The organism is Micromonospora sp. NPDC047707 (assembly GCF_040704235.1).
In the GTDB taxonomy this organism is placed as follows: Bacteria; Actinomycetota; Actinomycetes; order Mycobacteriales; family Micromonosporaceae; genus Micromonospora.
This window is the reverse complement of sequence record NZ_JBEYSU010000052.1, coordinates 1-20,130: the sequence shown is the minus strand read 5'-3', so window position 1 is coordinate 20,130 and position 20,130 is coordinate 1. Positions and strand designations below refer to the sequence as shown.

The window sequence follows — 20,130 nt, the reverse complement described above, 5'->3', positions numbered from 1 at the left end:
CCAACACCCCCTACAACCCCGACCGGCACCGAGCCCTCCAACACTTGCTCAGCCAAGATCAACCGGCGATGGCTTGACACAGGGCAACTCACGCGGTCGCCCCCGCCGGGGAGCCGGCCGATGTCCCGTAGGCCGGGCAGAGGGCTACGGCCTCACCGGTGGCCGCCAGGACCTGCTCTGCCGAGCGCAGCAGGTCGAGCAGCTCAGGTCGGGTCAGCGCGTAGAACGACTGGCGACCGTCGACCCGGTAGTCGATCAGCCGGCAGTCACGGAGACAGGCCAGGTGCTTCGACACCGTCGACTGCGCCAGGCCCAGCTCGTTGGTCAGGTCCACCACCCGCGCCTCCCCGGACGCGAGCCGGTGCAGGATCGCCAGCCGGGTCGGGTCGCCGAGGGACCGGAACAACGCCACCGCAGGTTCGAGATCAGGTGTGCAACCAATCGCCACGAAGCGATGATAGCGCCTGATCGGCATGATGCGACGCTTTCTCCGGACCAGGCTCCCGATGCCCTCCTGGGTCAAGCCGGCTTGCTCGCGCCAAGCCGCTGGTCGTTCTGGCCGCAGTGGCGTTGCCGTGGCGGGAGGTGGCGCAACTAGGCGCGCCGCCGCCCTCGTAACCCCGCCAACCAGGCGAGGGGTTCGATGAACCTGTCCACCCGGCCTCCAACCAGACGTAGCTGCTCAATGTCGGCTCAGCGTAGGGTGAGCGGGGTTTCGGACTCGATCCGGGACAGCTTCTCCGGGTTACGGACGTAGTAGATGCCGGTGACGCGAGCGTCCTCGATCCGCAGCGCGGCGACGCCGTCGATCTCCCCGTCCAGGCGAAACAGCAGTGCCGGATTGCCGTTGATCACGGTCGCTTCGGTGGTGAGCGTGCCTCCGACCTTCCGCATGGAACCGAAGAACATGCGGACAGTCTTTTCCGCGCCGACGATCGGCCGCAGGGCGGCCTGTTTGACGCCGCCGCCGTCGCCGACCACGACCACGTCGGGCGCGAGCACGTCGAGTAGGCCCCGCAGGTCGCTGGTCTCGACCGCCCGCTGGAACGCCTCCAACGCCGCCCGCCTCTCGCTCGGGGAGACCACCGTGCGGGGGCGGCGGGCATCGACGTGCCGGCGGGCGCGGTGGGCGATCTGGCGTACGGCCGCCGGGCTCTTGCCGACGGCGGCGGCGATCTCGTCGTAGCTGACGTCGAACGCCTCGCGCAGCACGAAGACGGCGCGCTCGGTCGGCGAGAGCGTCTCGAGGACGAGCATCATCGCCATCGACACACTCTCGGCCAGCTCGACATCCTCCGCGGTGGCCGGCGGGGTGAGCAGCGGCTCGGGCAGCCAGGGACCGACATACGCCTCCTTGCGCCGCTGCAGGGTGCGCAGGCGGTTCAGCGACTGGCGGGTGGTGATCCGGATCAGGTAGGCGCGCTGATCGCGTACCTGATCGAGATCGACCTTGACCCACCGCAGCCAGGTCTCCTGCAGCACGTCCTCCGCGTCGGCCGCCGACCCGAGGATCTCGTAGGCGACGGTGAAGAGCAGGTTTCGGTGGGCGACGAAGGTCCCGGTCGCCAGGTCACCGGCGTGGTCGCTCATCTCGGCACCTCTCCTTGAGCCCGCCGGCCGGCGACCGCCGGCGCCTCGCCGCCCTTGGCGCGCCGCAACTCCTGGCGCTGGCGATCCTTGAACCAGAGATTGAGCGAGCCGGGTCTGCGCGCCTCGTGCGCCAGCTGCCAGACGGTGCTCCTGCACACGGTCTCCTTGAGCATCGCCATGGTCCGGCCGCCCACCGAGAACACCCCGGTCGCGATGTCGTTCTTCTTGGCATATTGGACCATTCCGGCGCGGCGCCCCAGGCTGATGCACTGGCCGGAGAACCCGACGTTGAAGTCGGCGGGCTGCTCGCCGGCGATCCGGCTCAGCACCGTCTCGGCGGCCTGCGGACCCAGCTGCACCGCGGACTGGCAGCTCATCCGCACCGGCAGGTTCGACGGTGCCGCCGAGTCCCCGGCCGCGACGACGCGTGTGTCGTCCACGCTCGTGAGCGACTCGTCGGTGAGCAGGCGCCCCAGGGCATCCGTGCTCAGCCCGCTGCGAGCGGCCAGATCCGGCACGCCGAATCCCGCGGTCCAGATGGTCACGCCGCTAACCAACTCGCGGCCGTCGGCGAGCTGGACGGCATCGCGTGTCACACCCGTCACCGTCGCGCCGGGGCCCTCGATCACGGTCACGCCGAGCCTGGTGAGCCGCTCGGCCACCGAGCGTCGGGCCCGGGGATGCAGGTAGGGCCCGAGCACCCTTCCGCACACCAGGGTCACCTTCCGGCCCAGCTCCGCCAGCTCGGAAGCGGTTTCAAGGCCGGTCGGCCCGGCTCCCACCACCGTCACCGTGGCCGATGCGGGCGCGGCGTCGACGACCGGCTGCAGCCGCCGCGCCTCCTCCAGCGTGGAAATCGGGTAGGCGTGCTCTGCCGCGCCGGGCACGCTCGGGTCGGCGCTGCCGCTGCCCACGGCGTAGATCAGGTAGTCGTAGCCGAGCGTGCCGCCGCTCGCCAGGGTCACGCGACGCCCGGACGTGTCGATCCGGGTCACGGTGTCGACCACCAGCCCGACGCCGCCCGCCAGAATCCTTCGGTAGTCCACAACCGCGTCGTCCGAACCGCCGACCAGCTGGTGCAGGCGGATCCGCTCGACAAAGACCGGACGCGGGTTGATCAGGGTCACTGTCACGCCGTCGCGCCGCGTCAGGCGGTTGGCCGCCATCACACCGGCGTATCCGCCGCCGACCACGATGACATCGATGTTCCCAGCCATGGCCCTCTCCTTCGTTTCAAGGTCCGGCCTCAAGACACCGCAGGCCCGGCGGGTTGTGACATCAGTGAGCCAGATCACCCGCCGAGCGCCGACTCGAGCACCGGGCGGAGTGCGGCAGCATAGGGATCTTGGCAGCCGGGAATCCGGGCCGCGTGAGCCTGACTGACGAGGAACCGGCGCTGGTCGCTGTTCGCCAACAACCAGTTGTGGATTGCGCAGGTCAGGGTTCCGGCGGAGGCCGCCGTGCGAGCTGCCCTGCGATTGCGACCTTGACGCCCCTCCGATGATGGGCCCATGAGCCCGGATGTCGAGGGTCCCGTCATGATTGCTTTGCGTCTGGTGGTAGTGGTCCTCGGCCTCGCCTCGGTTGGACTAGGCCTGCGTGTGGCCGTGTCACGAAAGTTTCCCGCAGCCTGGATTCGGCTTGCCCGCCCGACGCCGAACCAGCGCGCCCAGCCCCTCCGCATGGGCAGCTCCCAGGCCATGATCGGTGCCGGCCTGGTGGTCCAACAGGCACCCTTTCTCATCCCCTTGTCCTTCGCGGTCGGAGTCGCCCTGTTCGCAGTGTCACTGCTGTTGCTGCTGACTGCGGCGGGATCGCTTGCGTTGCTCCGCCGCTAGCCGGGCATGGTGATGTGCCGGGGCAGTCGCGCGTCGTCACCCGTGCGCAGCCGGCTCCGACTGTCCAGGAGCGCCATGCGGAGCCGAGCAGACCCTGGCCCGCTCCGCGCTGGGTGGGACTCACGGCGGAGACAGCTCTGAGGCCCGCCGGGTGGGGAGGGGGCGCATGCGATCTGGGTGCGACAGGCGGCGGCCAGCGGAGGCCAAGAGCGGTCAGCCAGGGGGCAACGCCAACAGCTGCCCGATGAGGGCACACAGCAAGATCCCCACCTGCGTTTCCGCTGGTGGGGACCTCTGTAGCCCGGCGAAAGGCTATGTGGCCAGGGGCGGGGTCGAACCGCCGACCTTCCGATTTTCAGTCGGACGCTCGTACCAACTGAGCTACCTGGCCGTGCTCGGCTCATGCTACCCGGCCGCCGTGGTCTCCGCCGACCAGGGTCACATGCTCCGATACGCAGAACGCCGCGCGTGATGGCGCGGCGTCAGCGCTGGCGGTCCTGACGGGACTTGAACCCGCGACCTCCGCCTTGACAGGGCGGCGAGCACTCCGACTGCTCCACAGGACCTAGCTTGCCCGGCCGAAGCCGAACCGTGCCCCCAACGGGATTCGAACCCGTGCTACCGCCTTGAAAGGGCGGCGTCCTGGGCCGCTAGACGATGAGGGCGGCCCCGCCATCATTGCACACTCGCAACTTCAAGCGGACTTGCTCCCATCCGGCCCCGCCGGAGGCTTGGAAAGCATACGTGATGCCCCGCCGGTCGACCAAACCGGTATGGCTGGAGCCGCGGCGGACCGCGGAACCGCAGCTCAGACCCGTTCTAGCGGAGTCGGATGATCCCGTACCGGGTCTTCAGGTCGGCGATCATCCGGGAACAGGCGGCCAGGGTTGCGCCCCGGTCGCCACCTCCGTCGTGCAGCAGGACGACCGCGCCGGGCCGGGCGGCGGTGTGCACCCGCTCGCTGATCTTCTCCGCCGGCGGCTTCCCCCAGTCCTGCGGATCCACGGTCCAGTGGAGTGAACGCATCCCGAGCTGCTTGGCGACCTGCACGACCTCGGGTGTCCACCGTCCGCCCGGCTGGCGATAGAAGGGCACCCGTGCCGTGGGGACCGCCGCCCGGATCGCGCGCTGGGTACGGAGGAGGTCGGCCCGGATCTCGGCCACCGGCCGCCGGCCCAGGTCGACGTCGTGGTTCCAGCTGTGGTTGCAGAGCTGGTGGCCTTCCTCGACGATGCGGCGGACCAGGTCCGGGTGACGGCGGACCTGCGTACCCACCACGCAGAAGGTGGCCGTTACGCGGGCGGCGCGCAGCCGGTCGAGCACCTGGGGGGTCCAGACCGGGTCCGGGCCGTCGTCGAAGGTCAGCGCGACGCCGCTGACACCGGTGGTGCGCTGGAGCCCGGCGGGCAGCGTGGTCGGCAGCGGACGCAGGGGCCGGGCCGCGGGGGGCTTGCGGGTCGGTCGGGGTGTCGCGGTCGGTGCCGGCTCGGCGGGAAGGGTGCCGGAGGCGACGGGGCTGGGGCCGGTGGCGGCCCGCAGCCGTCCGGTGCCGTCGCCGCAGCCGCCGCTGAGGACGACCAGGGCCAGACCGGACGCGAGGAGAGCGCGTAGGCGCATCGTTCGCTCCGAGGGGGGTGGCGGGTCGGCGGACCTCCCGGAGGCTACGTGACGGTTCCCGGCACCGGACACCCCTGAGCGGCCTGCGTCACAGTCGCGCACCGATCACGTCACAGCGCGTGAGCGCGGCCCGGGTCGCCGCTCGTCGAGGCCGGGCGGGACGTGGGACTATTCCCTGGTCGACTGGTCCAGTGAGTCTCGGACGGCCACCGCGAGCGAGACCGCCTCGGCGAGGCCGACCGGCCGGACGACCCCCGCCGGCAGCGTCTCGGCCCGCCACCCGGGCCCGGCGGCGAGCACCAGCAGTGGCCGGCGGGGCGCCGCGAGCAACGCGGTGAGCTGCTCGGGGCCGGCGGTGTCGCGGGTGTGCGACCAGATCACCACGGCGGCCGGCCCGGTCCGGTTGACCGCCTCGAGCAGCGCCTCCACCGGCACCCGGGCGCCGAGCATCCGGTACGCGACGCCGGCCTCGGCCAGCGCCGCGCCGAGCGCCTCCAGTGGCAGGCTGTGCTGCTCCTCGTCGGCGCAGGAGAGCAGGATGCGGGGTGGACCGCCGGGCGCGTGGGCGCGGGCGACCGCGGCCAGCACCTCCGAGACGCACCGGGACACGAGGTGCTCGACCTCGATGAGTGCGGCCGTGGCGGCGTGCCGTTCGCCGATCCCGACGAGGACGGGACGCAGGAGCCCGTCCCAGGTGGCGACGACCCCCTCGACCTGGATGGTGCGGGCGATCGTTTCGTTGATGACGACCGAGTCCAGCCGCATGGCGGCGCGAGCCAACCCGCGGGCCGCCGGACCGGCACGCCCCACCGGGATGGTGCCACCCCCGTCGCGGGTGCGGGCCGCGCGGGCACTCGGCACGGCGCCGGGCGCCTGGCGGGCCCAGCGGGCAGCCTCGGCCGGGGCGATCCCCTCGGCGGTGAGCCGCCGCATGATCTCCAGGCGCGCGAGGTCGGCCGGCGTGTACCGGCGGTGGTGCCCCGGGACGTGCTCGCTGGGCCCGAGCCCGTATCGCTGGTGCCAGGTACGCAGCGTCGTCACGGCGACTCCCAGCCGCCGGGCGACGGCCCCCGCGCTCAGCGCCTCATCCGCCACCCGACCGCTCCGGGGCGTCAGAGGCGCCCGGCTGGAGCGCGGCGGAACCGGCCGGACCGGCGGGATGCAGGAGGCGGTTCACCACCCCGCCCAACCAGGGGGCGTACGCGTACGGGTCGGCGTCGAGGTCGGCTTCCAGCTCGACGGGGTCCACCCAGCGCAGCTCGGCGACCTCGTCCGGGTCCGGGTGCAAGGGGGTGTCCGGTGGGAGGACACCACGCAGGACGTGGTCGTACTCGAACTCGACCCGGCCGGTCGCCGGGTCCTCGGCGTAGTAGACGTACACCCCGACCTCGGTCAGTTCGACCGGGCCGACGCCCAGCTCCTCGGCGAGCCGCCGGTTGGCGGCCACGGTCAGGGACTCACCGGGACCCGGGTGCCCGCAGCAGGAGTTGCCCCACCGCAGGGGGAAGCGGGTCTTCACCGCCGCGCGGCGCTGGAGCAGCACCCGGCCCGCCGGGTCGACGAGCAGCACCGAGAAAGCCCGGTGCAGCTTCCCCGGCGGCTGGTGCGCGGCGGACACGGTGGTCCGACCGGTCGCCCGACCGGCGTCGTCCACCAGCTCGACCTGGTGGGCTTCGCGGGCGGTCACCGGCGGCTTCCCGTCACGCGGGCGGCGGCGAGCTTGCCGGAGATCAGCACCATCGGCACGCCGACGCCGGGTTGTGTGCCGGAGCCGACGAAGACCACGTTGCCCAGGCCGCGGTGCAGGTTGGACGGGCGGAACGGGCCGGTCTGGAAGAGGCTGTGCGCGGAGGCGAACGGGGTGCCGGCGGCCATGCCCTGCGCCGCCCATTCGGCGGGGGTGATCGTCCGTAGCACCTCGATGCCGACCCCGAAGCCCACGTAGCCGCGCTCCTCCAGCGTCCCCACCAGCCGGTCGGCGTAGCGGTCGGCGAGGCCGCCCCGCCAGTCGAGCGGCGCCCGGTCGAGGTTGGGCACCGGGGCCAGCACGTAGTAGGTGTGCCGGCCGGCCGGCGCCACCGACGGATCGGTCCGGCTGGGGTTGGTGACCAGCAGCGACGGGTCGCTCATCAGGTCACCGCGCCGGATGACCTCGTCGAAGGTGCCCCGCCACGACCGCCCGAAATGGATGTTGTGGTGAGCGATCTTCCCATAATCCCGGGTCGACCCGACGTGCAGGACCACGCAGGACGGCGAGTAGGTCAGCCGGCGCGGCCGGGCCGGCGGGAGCAGGTCCCGGTACGCGACCGGCAGGTCGGGGTTGAGCACCACCACGTCCGCCGGGACGAACTCGCCCTCCGCGGTGCGCACGCCGGTGGCGCGGTCACCGGCCGTCTCCACCCGGGTGACCGTGGTGCCGTACCGGAACTGCACGCCGTGCTTCTCGGCCGCGCCGGCCATCGCGCGGGAGACCGCGTGGATGCCGCCGCGCGGGAAGTACACCCCGGCCACGGAGTCGAGGTACGCGATGACCGCGTAGATGGCCAGCGCGTCGTGCGGGGCGAGCCCGGCGTACATGGCCTGGAACGAGAAGATCCGTTGGGTGCGCGGGTCCCGGAAGAACTGGTTGATCTTCGTCTGGAGCCGGCGGAACGCGCCGTTGGCGAGCAGCTTGAGCAGGTTGCCGGTGAGCAGGTCGGTCGGCGCGTCGAGGTTGCGCTCGATGAAGTCGGCCCGCTCCAGCCGCCACAGGTCACGCGCGTAGTCCACGAAGCGCAGGTAGCCGTCGGCCTCGCGGGGCCCGCAGACCTTCGCGATCTCGGCGGCCATCCGGGTGGTGTCGGTGATGACGTCGAGGGTCGAGCCGTCCGGGTAGTACGCCCGGTACGCGGGGTCGAGCGGGGTCAGGTCCAGCCAGTCGTCCAGTTCCTCGCCGACCGCGCCGAGCGCCTCGGCGATCAGGTCGGGCATGGTGAGCACGGTGGGGCCGGTGTCGAACTCGTACCCGTCGACGGTGAGCCGACCGGCCCGGCCGCCGGGCACCGGCTCGCGTTCGAGCACCGTCACCTGCCGGCCGCTGCCGGCCAGGTGCAGCGCGCACGCCAGCCCGCCGAGACCGGCGCCGACGACCACGACCCGGTCGGTACGCCCGTTCACGGTGCGCACGCCGCGACCACCTCCTTGTGCGAAGTTGCCCATCATGCCCGCCGGTTCGTCGTGGCGACGGCGAGGCCGGTCAGCGCGGTGCGCGCGGTCCGGTCGATCGATGGGTTGTCGAGGGCGGCCAGCGCCTCGGCAACCCGGTCGGAGATCATCCGCTCGACGCGGTCGACCGCACCGGTGTCGGCGACCAGTTCCGCCAGCCGCGCGATCTCACCGTCGCCGGTGCCGGCGCCGATCCGGTCGAGCGCGCGGCGCTGCGCCGGGCCGGCCAGGTGGCGGGCCAGCATGAGCAGCGCGGTCGGCTTCCCGGTGCGCAGGTCGTCGCCGGCCGGCTTCCCGGTGGTCGCCGAGTCGCCGTAGACGCCGAGCAGGTCGTCGCGGAGCTGGAACGCCTCGCCGACGGCCAGCCCGTAGCGGGTGTACGCGGCGATCAGCGGCCCGTCGACGTCGCCACCCGCCAGCGCCGCGCCGAAGAGCAGCGGCCGCTGCACGGTGTAGCTCGCGGTCTTGTACCGGGCGACCCGCAGCGCCCGGTCCACCGACCAGTTCGCCGCGTCGTTCTCGCCGAGGACGTCCAGGTACTGCCCGGCCACCGTCTCCACGCGCATCTGGTCGTAGCAGCGCCGGACGTCGAGCAGGCGTGCCGGCGGCAGGGCGGCGTGGGAGAGCAGCCGGTCGGCCCAGACCATGCAGAGGTCGCCGATCAGCACCGCGACCGCCTCGCCGAACCGGCCGGAGTCGCCGCGGTGGCCGGCGGCGGCGTGCTGCGCGGCGACCACCACGTGCGCGGCTGGCCGGCCGCGCCGGGTCGCGGACGCGTCCATCACGTCGTCGTGCACCAGCGCGAACGTGTGCAGCAGCTCCAGCGCGGCGAGCGCCGGCAGCACGGGTGCCGTCGGCTCGGCGCCGCCGACCAGGCCGCGCCAGCCCCAGTACGCGAACGTCGGGCGCACCCGCTTGCCACCGGCCAGGACGCAGTCGCGCGCGGTCGCGGCGAACCCGCCCATCGCCGCGTCGATTTCGGTCAGCGCGTCGACCTCGGCGGCGAGGAAGGCGGCGAGAGTGTCGTCCACCCCCGTGACCAGGTCCTTCGTGTACGCGGCCAGGACCGCGCGGATCGGGTCGTCCCGCACCGCCGGGCGTGCCGGCGGTGCACGGAGCGCGTCGCCCGCAACTGCGTCGTTAGCCATGTGAGCGAGCGTACCCTAGAGTTACGAGTTGCGTCGATTGGTGCGTCGATAGGAGGGAGGGGCCGGTGGACACGAATCTCACCGCTGCCTATGACCGTTGCCGTGACCTGCACCGACGTCACGGTCGTACCTACTATCTCGCCACCCGGTTGCTTCCCGCCTGGAAACGGCGGCATGTTCATGCGCTGTACGGATTCACGCGCTACGCGGACGAGATCGTCGACCGCACCGAGGACCTGCGCCCGGCCGAGCGGGCCGCCCGCCTCGACGACTGGGGCGGCCGGTTCGTCGCCGGCCTGCACGGCGAGCCGGTCGACGACCCACTGCTTCCCGCCGTCCTGCACACCATCGCCGTCTTCGATCTCGACCGGGACGACTTCGCGTCGTTCCTGAAGAGCATGGCGATGGACCTGACAATCCACTCGTACCGCACCTACGACCACCTGCTCGACTACATGGAGGGTTCGGCGGCGGTCATCGGCACGATGATGCTGCCGATCCTGGGCAGCTCCGACCCGGTGGCGGCCCGGGAGCCGGCCCGCCAGCTCGGTTTCGCCTTCCAGCTGACGAACTTCATCCGGGACGTCGTCGAGGACCTCGACCGCGGCCGCACGTACCTGCCCGACGAGGACCTGACGCGCTTCGGGGTCACCCGCGACGACCTGCTCGCCGCCCGCGCGGCCGGACGCGCCACCGAGCCGATCCGCGAACTCGTCCGGTACGAGGTCACCCGCGCCCAGGAGCACTACGCCGCCGCCGCGCCGGGCGTCACGATGCTCGCCCCCGCCTCGCAGGCCTGCATCCGCACCGCGTACGCGCTCTACGGCGGGATCCTCGGCGAGGTGGCCGCCCAGGACTTCGACGTCTTCGCCCGCCGGGCCGTCGTGCCGGGGCGACGCCGGCTGGCGGTGGCCGCCCGCGCCCTGCTCACCCCGACCGGCACCCCGGTCACGGTTCCCGGCCCACCGGTCCGGTGACGTCGCGTACCGCGATCGTGCTCTTCACCCGCGACCTGCGGGTGCACGACCACCCGGCGCTGGCGACCACCTGCGCCGCCTTCGACCGGGTGGTCCCGCTGTACGTGCTCGACCCGGCGCTGGCCGGCCGCTCGCCGAACCGGACCCGCTTCCTGCACCAGAGCCTCGCCGCCCTGCGCGAGGCGCTGCGGAAGCGGGGTGGGGACCTCGTGGTCCGGCACGGCGACCCGGTCGTCGAGACGGTGAAGCTGGCCGAGGAGGTGGGCGCGGCGGGGATCGCCCTCTCCGCCGACGTCAGCCGGTACGCCCGCCGCCGCGAACGCCGGCTGCGCGACGACTGCCGGCGGCACCGGGTCGCGCTGCGGACCTTCCCCGGCCTGACCGTCGTCGAGCCGGGTGCGTTGACGCCCGGCGGCGGCGACCACTACCGGGTCTTCAGCCCGTACCACCGGGCGTGGAGCGGCCACCGGTGGCGGGCGGAACTGGCGGCGCCCCGCCGGGTCAGCCTCCCCGCGGGGGTACGGGTCGGACGGCTGCCGGCGCCGCCGGCCGGAGAGTCGCCCGACGCCGTGCCCGGTGGCGAGGACGAGGCGCGGCGCCGGTTGTCCCGGTGGCTGCCCACCCTGCCCCGCTACGACGACCTGCACGACGACCTGGCCGGGGATGGCACCTCGCGGCTCAGCCCGTACCTGCGCTGGGGTTGCCTGTCTCCGCTCGCCGTGGCGAACGCGGCCGGTGACCGCGGCTCGCCGTTCGTCCGGCAGATCTGCTGGCGGGACTTCTACTACCAGGTCACCGACGCGTTCCCCGACATCGGCGCGAGGGCTTACCGGCGCGGGGCCGCCGAGGACTGGCGGTACGACGACGACGCCCTCGCGGCCTGGACCGAGGGACGGACGGGGGTGCCCGTCGTGGACGCCGGTATGCGGCAGCTGCGGGCGCAGGGCTGGATGCACAACCGGGCCCGGCTCATCACCGCCGGCTACCTGACCAGGAGCCTCGGGCTGGACTGGCGTCCCGGCGTCGCGGTCTTCTTCCGCTGGCTGCTCGACGGGGACGTCGCGAACAACTCCGGCAACTGGCAGTGGGTGGCCGGCACCGGCAACGACACCCGGCCGTACCGGAGCTTCAACCCGGTCCGGCAGGCGCAGCGGTACGACCCGGACGGCGCGTACGTCCGGCGGTGGGTCCCCGAGCTGGCGGCGGTGGACGGAAGGGCGGTGCACCAGCCGTGGCGGCTGCCCGACGAGGTACGCCGGACGCTCGACTACCCGCCGGCGCTGTCGGCCCCGGGCAGCGACCCGGTCTGGCTGCGCTGACCCGGGTCACCGCCAGATGGTGACCTTGAGGATCCGCCCGCCGCCGCCCGGTATCCGTCAGCGACGCCGCCCGGAGGTTACGGAACCGGAAATTCCCCGGTGGGTGCTGGTTGGGCCGGCAGTCGGTGCGGAATGCTGACGGGATGGCGGAGCCGCAGATCGTGGACGTGGTCGTTGTCGGGCTCGGCGTCGGCGGGGAGGAGGTCGCCGGCCGGCTCGCCGAGGCCGGGCTGAGCGTCGTCGGCGTCGAGCGGAGCCTGGTAGGGGGCGAGTGCCCGTACTGGGGGTGCATCCCGAGCAAGATGATGATCCGGGCGGCCAACGCGATCGCCGAGGCGCGGCGGGTCGACGGCCTCGCCGGGACGGCGCAGGTCCGCCCCGACTGGGCGCCGGTGGCGAAGCGGATCCGCGAGGAGGCCACCGACACCTGGGACGACCGCGCGGCCGTGGACCGGTTCGTCGGGAAGGGCGGCCGGTTCGTCCGCGGCAGCGGGCGGCTCGACGGTCCCGGCCGGGTCCGGGTCGGCGACCAGGTCTTCCAGGCCCGGCACGGGATCGTGCTCGGCACCGGCACCCGCCCGTCCGTTCCGCCGGTCGACGGGCTGGCGGACACCCCGTACTGGACGAACCACCAGGCGATCGAGGTCGAGGAGCTGCCGGAGTCGCTGCTGGTGCTCGGCGGCGGCGCGATCGGGCTGGAGCTGGCGCAGGTCTTCGCCCGGTTCGGCGTCCGGGTCACCGTCGTCGAGGCGCTGGACCGGGTGCTCGCTGTCGAGGAGCCCGAGGCGTCCGAGGTGGCCGCCGCCGCGCTGCGGGCCGACGGCGTGAAGATCCACACCGGAGTGACCGCCGAGCGCGTCGACCACGACGGGCGGCGGTTCACGCTGCACGCGGGCGGGACCGCGTACACCGCCGACCGGCTGCTGGTCGTGACCGGCCGCCGGGCGCACCTCGACGAATTGGGCCTGGACAGCGTCGGCGTCCGGGCGGACCAGCGTTACCTGGCGGTCGACGACCGCCTGCGGGTCACCGACGGGATCTGGGCGGTCGGCGACGTCACCGGCGAGGGCGCCTTCACCCACGTCGCCATGTACCAGGCCGGCATCGTCGTCGCCGACCTGCTCGACCACTTCCGGCGGGCCGGCAGCACGCCGGACGCCAGCGGCACCGCCAGCGTGACGGGCGGCGCGATGGGCGCGGCGAGCACCCACGCCGTGAGCGGGTCGAGCGGCTCGGCCGGGACGGTTCCGCGAGCCGACTACCGGGCGCTGCCCCGGGTCACCTTCACCGACCCGGAGGTCGGCGCGGTCGGGCTCACCGAGCAGCAGGCCCGGCAGCGGGGGATCAACGTCCAGGTCGGAACGGCGCAGCTCGGCTCGTCGACGCGCGGCTGGATCCACCGCGCCGACGGCTTCGTCAAGCTGGTCGCCGACGCGGACCAGGGGGTGCTGGTCGGCGGCACGTCGGTCGGGCCGGCCGGCGGCGAGGTGCTGTCCGCGCTGGCGGTCGCCGTGCACGCGGCGGTACCGCTGGCCCAGCTCCGCCACATGATCTACGCGTACCCGACGTTCCACCGCGCCATCTCGGAGGCGCTGCGCGAGCTCAGGTAGCCGGTGCGCCGTGCCGGCCGGCCCCGGCCGCGAACCGGGCCGCCCCCGCCAACGCGTCGGCGGCCAGCGAGTCCATGCCGTACCGCAGCTCGGCCGCCAGGGCTTCGGGCTCCGCAAGCGCCGCGGTCGCCAGCACCGACGCCCGGTCGTTACGCAGGCAGGTCTGCGGGTGCCCGGCGATCTCCGCCGCGAGCCGCTCGGCCGCCGCCCGGGCCTCACCCGGCCCGACCAGCCGGTTCACCAACCCCATCGCGTACGCCTCGTCGGCCGGCACCGGCCGGCCGGTGAGGATCAGGTCCATCGCCCGGCTCTCGCCGATCAGCCTCGGCAGCCGGACCGTGCCGCCGTCGATCAGCGATACGCCCCACCGCCGGCAGAAGACCCCGAGCACCGCGTCGGACTCGGCGACCCGCAGGTCGCACCAGAGCGCCAGTTCGAGGCCGCCGGCGACCGCGTACCCGGAGATCGCCGCGATCACCGGCTTGGACAGCGCCATCCGGGTCGGGCCCATCGGGCCGTCCCCGTCCGGCTCGACGCGGTTGCCGCGCGGGGTGCCGATCGCCTTCAGGTCCGCCCCGGCGCAGAACGTGCCGCCGGCGCCCCACAGCACCGCCACCGCCGCCTCAGGGTCGGCGTCGAAGGCGCGGAACGCGTCGGCCAGGGCCCGGGCGGTGGGACCGTCGACGGCGTTACGCGCGTCCGGCCGGTCCAGGATCACCGTGGTCACCGCTCCGGCGTGCTCGACGCGTACACCCATCGGCACAGCATGCCCCTGGCGGTGCCGGCGCGCCAGGGGCCGCCCTGGTGCATGATCTTGCAGAGTGTCCCGCGAGAGCGGGCGAGCGTAGCGGAGCCTGCCCATGGACCTGTACGACGTCATCCACCGCCGCCGGGACGTGCGGGCGCAGTTCACCGGGGCGCCGGTGCCCGACGACGCGCTGCACCGGGTGCTCACGGCGGCCCACGCCGCGCCGAGCGTCGGCTACTCGCAGCCGTGGGACTTCCTCGTCGTCCGCGACCCGGAGCTGCGCCGGCGCTTCCACGACCACGTCAGCGCCGAGCGGGAGGTGTTCGCGGCGACGCTGGACGGTGCGGCGGCCGAGCGGTTCGCCCGGATCAAGATCGACGGTGTGCTGGAGTCCAGCCTGTCCGTCGTGGTCACCTACGACCACTCGCGGGGTGGGCCGGCGGTGCTCGGCCGGCACGCCATCGCCGACACCGGCCTCTACTCCGCCTGCCTCGCCATCCAGAACCTTTGGCTCGCCGCCACCGCCGAAGGGCTCGGCGTCGGGTGGGTCTCCTTCTACCGGGAGGAGTGGCTGGCCGGCCTGCTCGGCATCCCGGCCGGGATCCGGCCGGTGGCGTGGCTCTGCCTCGGCCCGGTCACCCACTTCGAGGCCGTACCCGACCTGGAACGCCACGGCTGGCGGCGGAAGCGCCCGCTCGCCGAGGCCGTCCATGCCGACCGCTGGGGCGCGACCGCGGGTTGACGCGTGCCGGTGCGGTCCACCCGCGACTGCCGTCCTGGTCGGCGTCACCCGGTTGCCGACCGGACGGCACGGGATCGGGGTTTACGACCTCTTTCGCCGGGAAGTGGGTACTCGTGCGAGCGCTACTGACCAAGATCGAGCAGGCGTCCCGGCTGGACCGGATCGGGGACCCCGTCCAGCGGGCGGTGCAGGCCACCCTCCGCCCGCAGCGCGTCCGCGACTTCCTGCACGGCGTCTGGCTGGGCCACCCGCTGCACCCGGCGATGGTGCAGGTTCCGGTCGGCGCCTGGATCAGCACCGCCGTGCTGGACCTGATGCCCGGTCAGCGACGCGCCGCCACCACCCTCTGCGCCGTCGGCACGGCCAGCGCGGTGCCGGCCGCCGTGGCCGGGCTCAACGACTGGGCGGCCCTCTCCCGGGACCAGCGACGGATCGGCCTCCTGCACGCCGCCTCCAACACGATCGGTCTCGCCTGCTACGCCGGGTCGGTCGCCGCCCGGCTCGCCGGCAACCACCGTCTCGGCCGTACGCTCGGCTGGCTCGGCCTCACCGCGGCGAGCGCCGGCGCGTACGTGGGCGGGCATCTCGCGTACAAGCAGGGTGCCCAGGTCAACCAGAGCATCTCCGAGCTGCACCGGATGAGTGAGGGCTGGCACTCGATCGCGGACATGTCCGCGCTGCCGCAGCGCACGCTGGTCACCCGCGAGATCGACGACGTGTCGGTGATCCTGTACCGGCACGGCGACGACGTCACCGTGATGCTGGAGCGGTGCCCCCACCAGAGCGGCCCGCTCGGTGAGGGTGAGGTGCAGGAGATCGACGGCCACGCGTGCGTGGTGTGCCCCTGGCACGGCAGCACGTTCCGCCTCAACGGCGGCGAGGTCGTGCACGGCCCGTCCGCGAACGACCAGGTGGTCCTGCCCACCCGGGTGGTGGACGGAGTCCTGGAGGCCCGCCTCCCGTGACGCGGCACCGCCCGACCGTTGCCGCCCATGATCGGATACGCCGCACCGACTCGACACGCCGGTCCGACCGTCCCTGAGCCGTATCCGATCTTGCGCTGTGCGGAGTGACGCGCGGATGATCGGCCCCGCCGGCGGCGTCAGTCCCTCCGGTGCCGTCCGCTCGGAAGCTCCCGCTGGTGCCGGGCCGTCGCCGCGCCCTGGCCCGTTACGACCCGGACGGTGGCCGGGCGGCGGCGCAGGCCGAAAACCGCGCCGATCTGCGCGCCGATGATGCTCGACACGGCCAGGATCGCCGACACGGCGAGCGGCCGGTTCACCCGGTCCGGGTCGCCCGGTCGGGCCGCCCCCACCGTCACCGCCGGCCCGTCCTTCGGGGCCGTGGTGGACGACTCGTCCGGGACGGTCGGCGCCGGTCGTTCCGGTGCCGGCACGGGCGCCGCCGGTGGCCGCGGGGTCGGACGGGCCACCAGCCGTCCGGTGGCGTGCGGGCGGGCACCCCGGTCCTTGGCCTCGGCCGGCAGCCGCAGCAGCTGTCCCGGGTGGATCCGGTCCGGGTCGGCCAGCCGGTTCATCCGTGCGAGGGTCCGGTACTCGCCGAAGCTGTCCAGGTACCGCTCGGCGATCGAGCCGAGGTGGTCGCCCTTCGCCACCCGGTAGACCGGCGCGCGCCCGGCCTGGTCGCGGGGAGTGGTCGGTGTGGTGGCCCGGGCCGGTGACGCGCCGAGCGCCTCCCGCGTGATCCGTGCCGCCTGGTGTGGCGTGGCCCGGGCCGGTGCGGCGAGCGCGGGACGGTCGACGCCGGTCGGTGCGGCGAGCGTGGGACGGTCGACGCCGGTCGGTGCCGCGAGCGCTGGGCGGGCGAGCGCCGGAACCGTGGACCCGGCCGCGTGGTGCGGCGCTGCCAGCGTCGCGGCGGTCGGCGGCGTGGCGAGCGCCGGTGGCCCCGCCGCGACCGCCGCCGCGCTCGCCGCCGCCGGGCTGGCCGCCAGGATCAGCGCGACGGACCCGACCAGCGTGGCGGCGGCCCGCTGCTGCCGGCTCATCCCGGGCAGCCGGGGCGCCGGTCGGCGCAGCACCAACGCGCCCAGCTCGACCAGGACCGACAGCGCGAAGGTGGCCCACCCCGCCCAGCCGGCCAGCGCGAGCGCCCGCAGGAACAGTTGCCCGTCGTCGCGGCTGGTCAGCACCGCGCCGACCTCGGCGAGCGTGGGCACCTGGTCGGGCAGCGGGTTGCCGGCCAGCGCGAGCAGCGCCACCGGCGCGCCGACCAGCAGCGCGCAGAGCAGGACGAGCGCCCCGAACCCGGTGAGGACCCGTCCGACGGTACGAGCCGGTGTGGCCATGGCTGCCTTCCTTCCTACGGCGCGCCGGTGAGCGCCCGGGCGGTCGCCTCGCCGGAGACGGTGACGGTGTCGTCGAAGCCAACGAGGCCGAGCAGGGACCTCTGGTACGTGACGGTGACGCGGACCCGGACGACGGTCTCCCCGTCGACCACCGGGAATCTGACCGTGTGGCTGGTGGCTCCGGCGGCGGCCAGGTAGGCGGCCACCGCACGGCGTGCCTGCGGCTGGTTGATCCGCTTCGGCCCGCCCTCGATCGCGGTGGCCCGGTCGATCGACTGGCCACCGGCCCGGGCGGCCTCGGCGGCGAGGTTGTCGGCCCGCTGCAACGAGCGCAGCTGCCCAGCCCCGTCGAAGGCGAGCGCGACGATCGTCAGGATGCCGATCGCGGTCACCGCCAGGAACACGCTGACGCGCCCCGAGTCGCCCCGGGCGTGTCGTACGGCCGGGGCATGCTCGGCGGTACCGGTGGGCGCCCGGTCCGCCGGAGGGAGGGGGATGTCATGGCGTTCGGATACGTGGGATCGATGCGGGCCAGGCCGGGGCGCCGCGCGGAGGTGGTGGCGATCCTCCTCGAGGCCACCGACCAGGTCGCCTCGGCCGGGTGCTCCCTCTACGCGGTCGGCGTCTCCGAGACCGACCCGGATCTGATCGTCGTCAGCGAGATCTGGCGGTCCCGGGAGCACCACGCCGCGTCCCGCCAGCTTCCGGAGACCCGCGCCGCCATCGAGCGGGCGATGCCGATGCTGACGGGTGAGTTCACCGGCCAGGAGCTGAACGTGGTGGGCGGCCTCGGCGTCCCGGCGGCACTGTCCTGAGGTGGCGCTCATCCCCGGCTCCGGTAGCGGTCCAGCGGTGACGTGAAGCTCGCCGTCACCCGCTTGCCGGTGGGCATCCCGGGCAGCACCGACAGGTGCACGTCGGACAGGTCGACCGTGCAGGAGATCCGCACGGTGACCGAGGCGTCCTGGCCGACCGGGCTGCGGAACGCCGCGTCGAAGCTGGTCGGCCGGCCGTTCACGGTGCCGCTGAAGGCGAGGGTGGGCGTACCGGCGCAGTTGAGCCGGCGCCAGTCGAGCAGCCGGACGGCCGCCTCCCGGGCCTCGCGGCGGGCGGTGCCGGCGTCCCGGGAGATGGAGGCGGCGCGCGCGGCGTCGTGGGCGGCGGCATCGACGGCCTCGGCCGCCACCGCGGTACGCCCCGCGACGCCGGCCAGCACGAGCAGCGCGATGAAGGCCGGCGCGAGGATCGCCACCTCGACCGAGACGGAACCACGCTCGCGGTTCACGGCGTCGTCCACCGTTCCACGGTCCCGTGCGCGCTCTGGCGCACCGGGAAGTCCACACCGGGGACGACGGAGAGCGAGCGGCCGCTGACCGTGCACGTCACGTCGGTCGCGCTGGTCACGCAGCTCGGGCCTGGTGACGTCCAGCCGACCAGCCAACCGCCGGCCGCCGCGAGGAACCGCCGCGCGCGGGCCTCGCCAACCCCGGGTGGGGCCTGGTGGACGCGCTGCGCGTTGACCGCGCTCTGTGCGGCGTTCAGCGCCGTCGACCGGGCGACGAACCAGGCGGCCACCTGGATGGACCCGAAGAGCAGCACGAAGATCACCGGCATGACTACGGCCAGCTCGACCGGACTGGCTCCCCGGTCACCACCGCCGAGCGGGTCGACCGCGACGGCGCGCATGCCGCATCGCCGGGCGGTGTCGTCCGCCCGGCGACCGGCCGGCAACGTTCGGCGCATCGATCAGGGCGCGGTCGGAATGGCGTTCATCCAGTTCTGCGCACGGGCCGCGACCAGCGCGGTGACGGTGAGCGCGGCGGCGACCAAGCCGAAGATGATCACGGCGGTGGGGACCGGGCTGTCGCCCCGCTCGCCGTCACGGCGCAACTCGGCGAGCCGCGCGACCAGCGCGACGTGCAGGTACGTGATCAAAGACATCGGGTGCTCCTTGTCGGGGTGGCCGTCAGAGACGGGCGAGGAACGGGTACGTGGCGAAACCGAGCAGGACGAACACGAGCAGGGCGCCCGGGATGTCGAGCCGACTGGTCACCCCCTCTGCCCGGGCCAGGTTGTCGGTGCGGATCTGGTCGCGTAGGGAGTCAGCGCGGCTGCGCAGGGTCTCGTGCACCTGTGCCCCCTCGCTGCCGGACGAGCGCATGATCGCGCCCACGTCGCCGAGTTCCGGGATACCGATGCGGTCGGCGAGTTCCCGCAGTTCGTCCCAGGGGGAGTGCATCTGGAGCTGGGCGAGCCGCAGCGACTCCCGGATCCGGTCGAAGACCCAGCCGTCGCAGACCTCCGCCGCCCGTTCCAGGGACTGCACCGGGCCGTGCGCTGCGGAGAGCTGCAACGCCACCAGGTCGAGGTACGTGCAGACGGCCGCCCGGAACTCGTCGCGGGCGGCGTCCGCCTTCGCGAGCACCGCCCGGTGCGCGAGCAGCGCGCACACCAGGGCGAGGCCCAGACTGCCCAGCACCGGTACGGCCACCGGCAGCCGTACGCCCACGGTGGCGAGGGCGACGCTCAGCAGACTCGGTGCGGCGAGCCCGATCAGGGCGGAGAGCAGGAGCGACAGGGCGTACTGCTCCGGTGTGCGGTCGAGCAGGGCGAGTTGCTGATGCGGTGGCCGCAGCCAGCGGGCCAGGCCGGACAGCCATTCCAGCCGCCGGTCGGCCGGGGCGACCGCGCGGGCGCCGGGCGGCTGGTGCAGCCGTCGCAGCGCGGGTCCGAGCGCCGGGGTCGCCGGTACGAGTTCCCGGACCACCAGGAAGACGCCGAGCCCGATCGCCGACCCGGCGGCCACCGCGACGACGAGCTGCCAGTTGCCGATCACCGGAGCCACCTTTCGCTCGCGGCTGCGGGGCTCACAAGCTCGACGGGCCTTCCGGCTCGGCCGCGTCCCACGCGAGCCGCCCCGGAATGCTCGCTCCTCGCGCTCATTGGTGCACCCTTGTCTCACTCGAGCTGATGTTGGTTCGAGTGCACCGGTGACCGTCGGGCCATCGCCCAGCTCGCTCGATCTTTGA

The 20,130-nt window shown here is 73.7% G+C and carries 22 protein-coding genes and 3 tRNA genes; 7 read left to right on the top strand and 18 right to left on the bottom strand.

What is annotated here, in order from left to right; genetic code table 11:
- Window positions 1-88: 88 nt before the first annotated feature.
- The 3 genes from AB0873_RS29705 to AB0873_RS29695 form a co-directional block, all read right to left on the bottom strand.
- Window positions 89-475 carry a metalloregulator ArsR/SmtB family transcription factor gene (locus AB0873_RS29705; RefSeq protein ID WP_366603858.1) on the bottom strand — a complete coding sequence of 129 codons (387 nt, stop codon included), beginning with the start codon at window positions 473-475 and terminating at the stop codon, window positions 89-91.
- Between the two features lie 218 nt (window positions 476-693).
- Window positions 694-1,590, bottom strand: coding sequence for an RNA polymerase sigma-70 factor (locus AB0873_RS29700; RefSeq protein WP_366603856.1), 897 nt, complete (start codon window positions 1,588-1,590; stop codon window positions 694-696).
- Window positions 1,587-2,807, bottom strand: a complete 1,221-nt coding sequence (locus AB0873_RS29695) for an FAD-dependent oxidoreductase (RefSeq protein WP_366603854.1) — start codon at window positions 2,805-2,807, stop codon at window positions 1,587-1,589. Before AB0873_RS29695 ends, AB0873_RS29700 begins: the two co-directional genes overlap by 4 nt.
- 294 nt (window positions 2,808-3,101) lie before the next feature.
- Between AB0873_RS29695 and AB0873_RS29690 the strand changes: the two genes are divergently transcribed.
- On the top strand, window positions 3,102-3,428 hold the full coding sequence (locus tag AB0873_RS29690; RefSeq protein ID WP_366603852.1) for a hypothetical protein: 327 nt from the start codon (window positions 3,102-3,104) through the stop codon (window positions 3,426-3,428).
- A gap of 317 nt (window positions 3,429-3,745) precedes the next feature.
- Here AB0873_RS29690 and AB0873_RS29685 read toward each other — a convergent pair.
- From AB0873_RS29685 to AB0873_RS29650, 8 genes are all read right to left on the bottom strand, one after another.
- Window positions 3,746-3,819 (bottom strand) — tRNA-Phe (locus AB0873_RS29685).
- 98 nt (window positions 3,820-3,917) lie between these two features.
- Window positions 3,918-3,994 (bottom strand) — tRNA-Asp (locus AB0873_RS29680).
- A gap of 26 nt (window positions 3,995-4,020) precedes the next feature.
- Window positions 4,021-4,093: transfer RNA gene (locus AB0873_RS29675), tRNA-Glu, on the bottom strand.
- A gap of 154 nt (window positions 4,094-4,247) precedes the next feature.
- Complete coding sequence (locus tag AB0873_RS29670; RefSeq protein ID WP_366603850.1) at window positions 4,248-5,045, bottom strand: polysaccharide deacetylase family protein; 798 nt, start codon at window positions 5,043-5,045, stop codon at window positions 4,248-4,250.
- 168 nt (window positions 5,046-5,213) lie between these two features.
- Complete coding sequence (locus tag AB0873_RS29665) at window positions 5,214-6,140, bottom strand: MerR family transcriptional regulator (protein WP_155329410.1); 927 nt, start codon at window positions 6,138-6,140, stop codon at window positions 5,214-5,216.
- Window positions 6,130-6,732, bottom strand: coding sequence for an isopentenyl-diphosphate Delta-isomerase (gene idi, locus AB0873_RS29660; protein ID WP_366603849.1), 603 nt, complete (start codon window positions 6,730-6,732; stop codon window positions 6,130-6,132). The genes AB0873_RS29665 and idi overlap by 11 nt, the downstream gene beginning before the upstream one ends.
- Window positions 6,729-8,210, bottom strand: a complete 1,482-nt coding sequence (crtI, locus tag AB0873_RS29655) for a phytoene desaturase family protein (protein WP_366603847.1) — start codon at window positions 8,208-8,210, stop codon at window positions 6,729-6,731. The genes idi and crtI overlap by 4 nt, the downstream gene beginning before the upstream one ends.
- 32 nt (window positions 8,211-8,242) lie before the next feature.
- Window positions 8,243-9,397, bottom strand: coding sequence for a polyprenyl synthetase family protein (locus AB0873_RS29650; RefSeq protein WP_366603845.1), 1,155 nt, complete (start codon window positions 9,395-9,397; stop codon window positions 8,243-8,245).
- 65 nt (window positions 9,398-9,462) lie between these two features.
- Between AB0873_RS29650 and AB0873_RS29645 the strand changes: the two genes are divergently transcribed.
- The 3 genes from AB0873_RS29645 (at window position 9,463) to AB0873_RS29635 (ending at window position 13,303) form a co-directional block, all read left to right on the top strand.
- Complete coding sequence (locus AB0873_RS29645) at window positions 9,463-10,374, top strand: phytoene/squalene synthase family protein (protein WP_366603843.1); 912 nt, start codon at window positions 9,463-9,465, stop codon at window positions 10,372-10,374.
- Window positions 10,371-11,693, top strand: coding sequence for a deoxyribodipyrimidine photo-lyase (locus AB0873_RS29640; protein ID WP_366603842.1), 1,323 nt, complete (start codon window positions 10,371-10,373; stop codon window positions 11,691-11,693). The genes AB0873_RS29645 and AB0873_RS29640 overlap by 4 nt, the downstream gene beginning before the upstream one ends.
- A gap of 143 nt (window positions 11,694-11,836) precedes the next feature.
- On the top strand, window positions 11,837-13,303 hold the full coding sequence (locus AB0873_RS29635) for an NAD(P)/FAD-dependent oxidoreductase (RefSeq protein WP_366603840.1): 1,467 nt from the start codon (window positions 11,837-11,839) through the stop codon (window positions 13,301-13,303).
- On the opposite strand, the gene AB0873_RS29630 is transcribed toward AB0873_RS29635, so the two are convergent.
- Window positions 13,296-14,060 carry a crotonase/enoyl-CoA hydratase family protein gene (locus tag AB0873_RS29630; RefSeq protein ID WP_366603838.1) on the bottom strand — a complete coding sequence of 255 codons (765 nt, stop codon included), beginning with the start codon at window positions 14,058-14,060 and terminating at the stop codon, window positions 13,296-13,298. The genes AB0873_RS29635 and AB0873_RS29630 overlap by 8 nt on opposite strands.
- Before the next feature lie 103 nt (window positions 14,061-14,163).
- Here AB0873_RS29630 and bluB point away from each other — a divergent pair, with 103 nt between their 5' ends.
- Together bluB and AB0873_RS29620 are read left to right on the top strand one after the other, a co-directional pair.
- Window positions 14,164-14,793 carry a 5,6-dimethylbenzimidazole synthase gene (bluB, locus tag AB0873_RS29625; RefSeq protein ID WP_366603836.1) on the top strand — a complete coding sequence of 210 codons (630 nt, stop codon included), beginning with the start codon at window positions 14,164-14,166 and terminating at the stop codon, window positions 14,791-14,793.
- Window positions 14,794-14,906: 113 nt separating this feature from the next.
- Window positions 14,907-15,758, top strand: a complete 852-nt coding sequence (locus AB0873_RS29620; RefSeq protein WP_366603834.1) for a Rieske (2Fe-2S) protein — start codon at window positions 14,907-14,909, stop codon at window positions 15,756-15,758.
- A 137-nt stretch (window positions 15,759-15,895) separates the two neighbouring features.
- On the opposite strand, the gene AB0873_RS29615 is transcribed toward AB0873_RS29620, so the two are convergent.
- Together AB0873_RS29615 and AB0873_RS29610 are read right to left on the bottom strand one after the other, a co-directional pair.
- The gene (locus AB0873_RS29615; RefSeq protein WP_366603832.1) at window positions 15,896-17,101 is read right to left on the bottom strand and encodes a LysM domain-containing protein; all 1,206 of its coding nucleotides are present in this window, start codon (window positions 17,099-17,101) and stop codon (window positions 15,896-15,898) included.
- A gap of 14 nt (window positions 17,102-17,115) precedes the next feature.
- The gene (locus tag AB0873_RS29610) at window positions 17,116-17,505 is read right to left on the bottom strand and encodes a hypothetical protein (RefSeq protein ID WP_366603830.1); all 390 of its coding nucleotides are present in this window, start codon (window positions 17,503-17,505) and stop codon (window positions 17,116-17,118) included.
- Between the two features lie 96 nt (window positions 17,506-17,601).
- On the opposite strand from AB0873_RS29610, the gene AB0873_RS29605 reads away from it, so the two are divergent.
- Window positions 17,602-17,916: a putative quinol monooxygenase gene (locus AB0873_RS29605; protein WP_366603828.1), complete on the top strand. Its 315-nt coding sequence runs from the start codon at window positions 17,602-17,604 to the stop codon at window positions 17,914-17,916.
- An 8-nt stretch (window positions 17,917-17,924) separates the two neighbouring features.
- On the opposite strand, the gene AB0873_RS29600 is transcribed toward AB0873_RS29605, so the two are convergent.
- From AB0873_RS29600 to AB0873_RS29585, 4 genes are read right to left on the bottom strand one after another with little or no spacing between them, the layout of a single operon-like run.
- The gene (locus AB0873_RS29600; protein WP_366603826.1) at window positions 17,925-18,398 is read right to left on the bottom strand and encodes a TadE/TadG family type IV pilus assembly protein; all 474 of its coding nucleotides are present in this window, start codon (window positions 18,396-18,398) and stop codon (window positions 17,925-17,927) included.
- Window positions 18,383-18,787: a TadE family protein gene (locus AB0873_RS29595; protein ID WP_366603825.1), complete on the bottom strand. Its 405-nt coding sequence runs from the start codon at window positions 18,785-18,787 to the stop codon at window positions 18,383-18,385. The genes AB0873_RS29600 and AB0873_RS29595 overlap by 16 nt, the downstream gene beginning before the upstream one ends.
- Window positions 18,788-18,847: 60 nt before the next feature.
- Window positions 18,848-19,042, bottom strand: coding sequence for a hypothetical protein (locus tag AB0873_RS29590; RefSeq protein ID WP_155329395.1), 195 nt, complete (start codon window positions 19,040-19,042; stop codon window positions 18,848-18,850).
- Window positions 19,043-19,067: 25 nt separating this feature from the next.
- Window positions 19,068-19,934 (bottom strand): type II secretion system F family protein, encoded by an 867-nt coding sequence (locus tag AB0873_RS29585; RefSeq protein WP_155333958.1) that lies wholly within the window; start codon window positions 19,932-19,934, stop codon window positions 19,068-19,070.
- Window positions 19,935-20,130 lie beyond the last annotated feature (196 nt).

What these genes read in the sequence shown, in the direction of transcription:
- AB0873_RS29705 (WP_366603858.1), bottom strand. Translation starts at nt 475, where the DNA reads ATGCCGATCAGGCGCTATCATCGCTTCGTGGCGATTGGTTGCACACCT.
- AB0873_RS29700 (WP_366603856.1), bottom strand. Translation starts at nt 1,590, where the DNA reads ATGAGCGACCACGCCGGTGACCTGGCGACCGGGACCTTCGTCGCCCAC.
- AB0873_RS29695 (WP_366603854.1), bottom strand. Translation starts at nt 2,807, where the DNA reads ATGGCTGGGAACATCGATGTCATCGTGGTCGGCGGCGGATACGCCGGT.
- AB0873_RS29690 (WP_366603852.1), top strand. Translation starts at nt 3,102, where the DNA reads ATGAGCCCGGATGTCGAGGGTCCCGTCATGATTGCTTTGCGTCTGGTG.
- AB0873_RS29670 (WP_366603850.1), bottom strand. Translation starts at nt 5,045, where the DNA reads ATGCGCCTACGCGCTCTCCTCGCGTCCGGTCTGGCCCTGGTCGTCCTC.
- AB0873_RS29650 (WP_366603845.1), bottom strand. Translation starts at nt 9,397, where the DNA reads ATGGCTAACGACGCAGTTGCGGGCGACGCGCTCCGTGCACCGCCGGCA.
- AB0873_RS29635 (WP_366603840.1), top strand. Translation starts at nt 11,837, where the DNA reads ATGGCGGAGCCGCAGATCGTGGACGTGGTCGTTGTCGGGCTCGGCGTC.
- AB0873_RS29630 (WP_366603838.1), bottom strand. Translation starts at nt 14,060, where the DNA reads ATGGGTGTACGCGTCGAGCACGCCGGAGCGGTGACCACGGTGATCCTG.
- bluB (WP_366603836.1), top strand. Translation starts at nt 14,164, where the DNA reads ATGGACCTGTACGACGTCATCCACCGCCGCCGGGACGTGCGGGCGCAG.
- AB0873_RS29615 (WP_366603832.1), bottom strand. Translation starts at nt 17,101, where the DNA reads ATGGCCACACCGGCTCGTACCGTCGGACGGGTCCTCACCGGGTTCGGG.
- AB0873_RS29605 (WP_366603828.1), top strand. Translation starts at nt 17,602, where the DNA reads ATGGCGTTCGGATACGTGGGATCGATGCGGGCCAGGCCGGGGCGCCGC.
- AB0873_RS29595 (WP_366603825.1), bottom strand. Translation starts at nt 18,787, where the DNA reads ATGCGCGCCGTCGCGGTCGACCCGCTCGGCGGTGGTGACCGGGGAGCC.
- AB0873_RS29590 (WP_155329395.1), bottom strand. Translation starts at nt 19,042, where the DNA reads ATGTCTTTGATCACGTACCTGCACGTCGCGCTGGTCGCGCGGCTCGCC.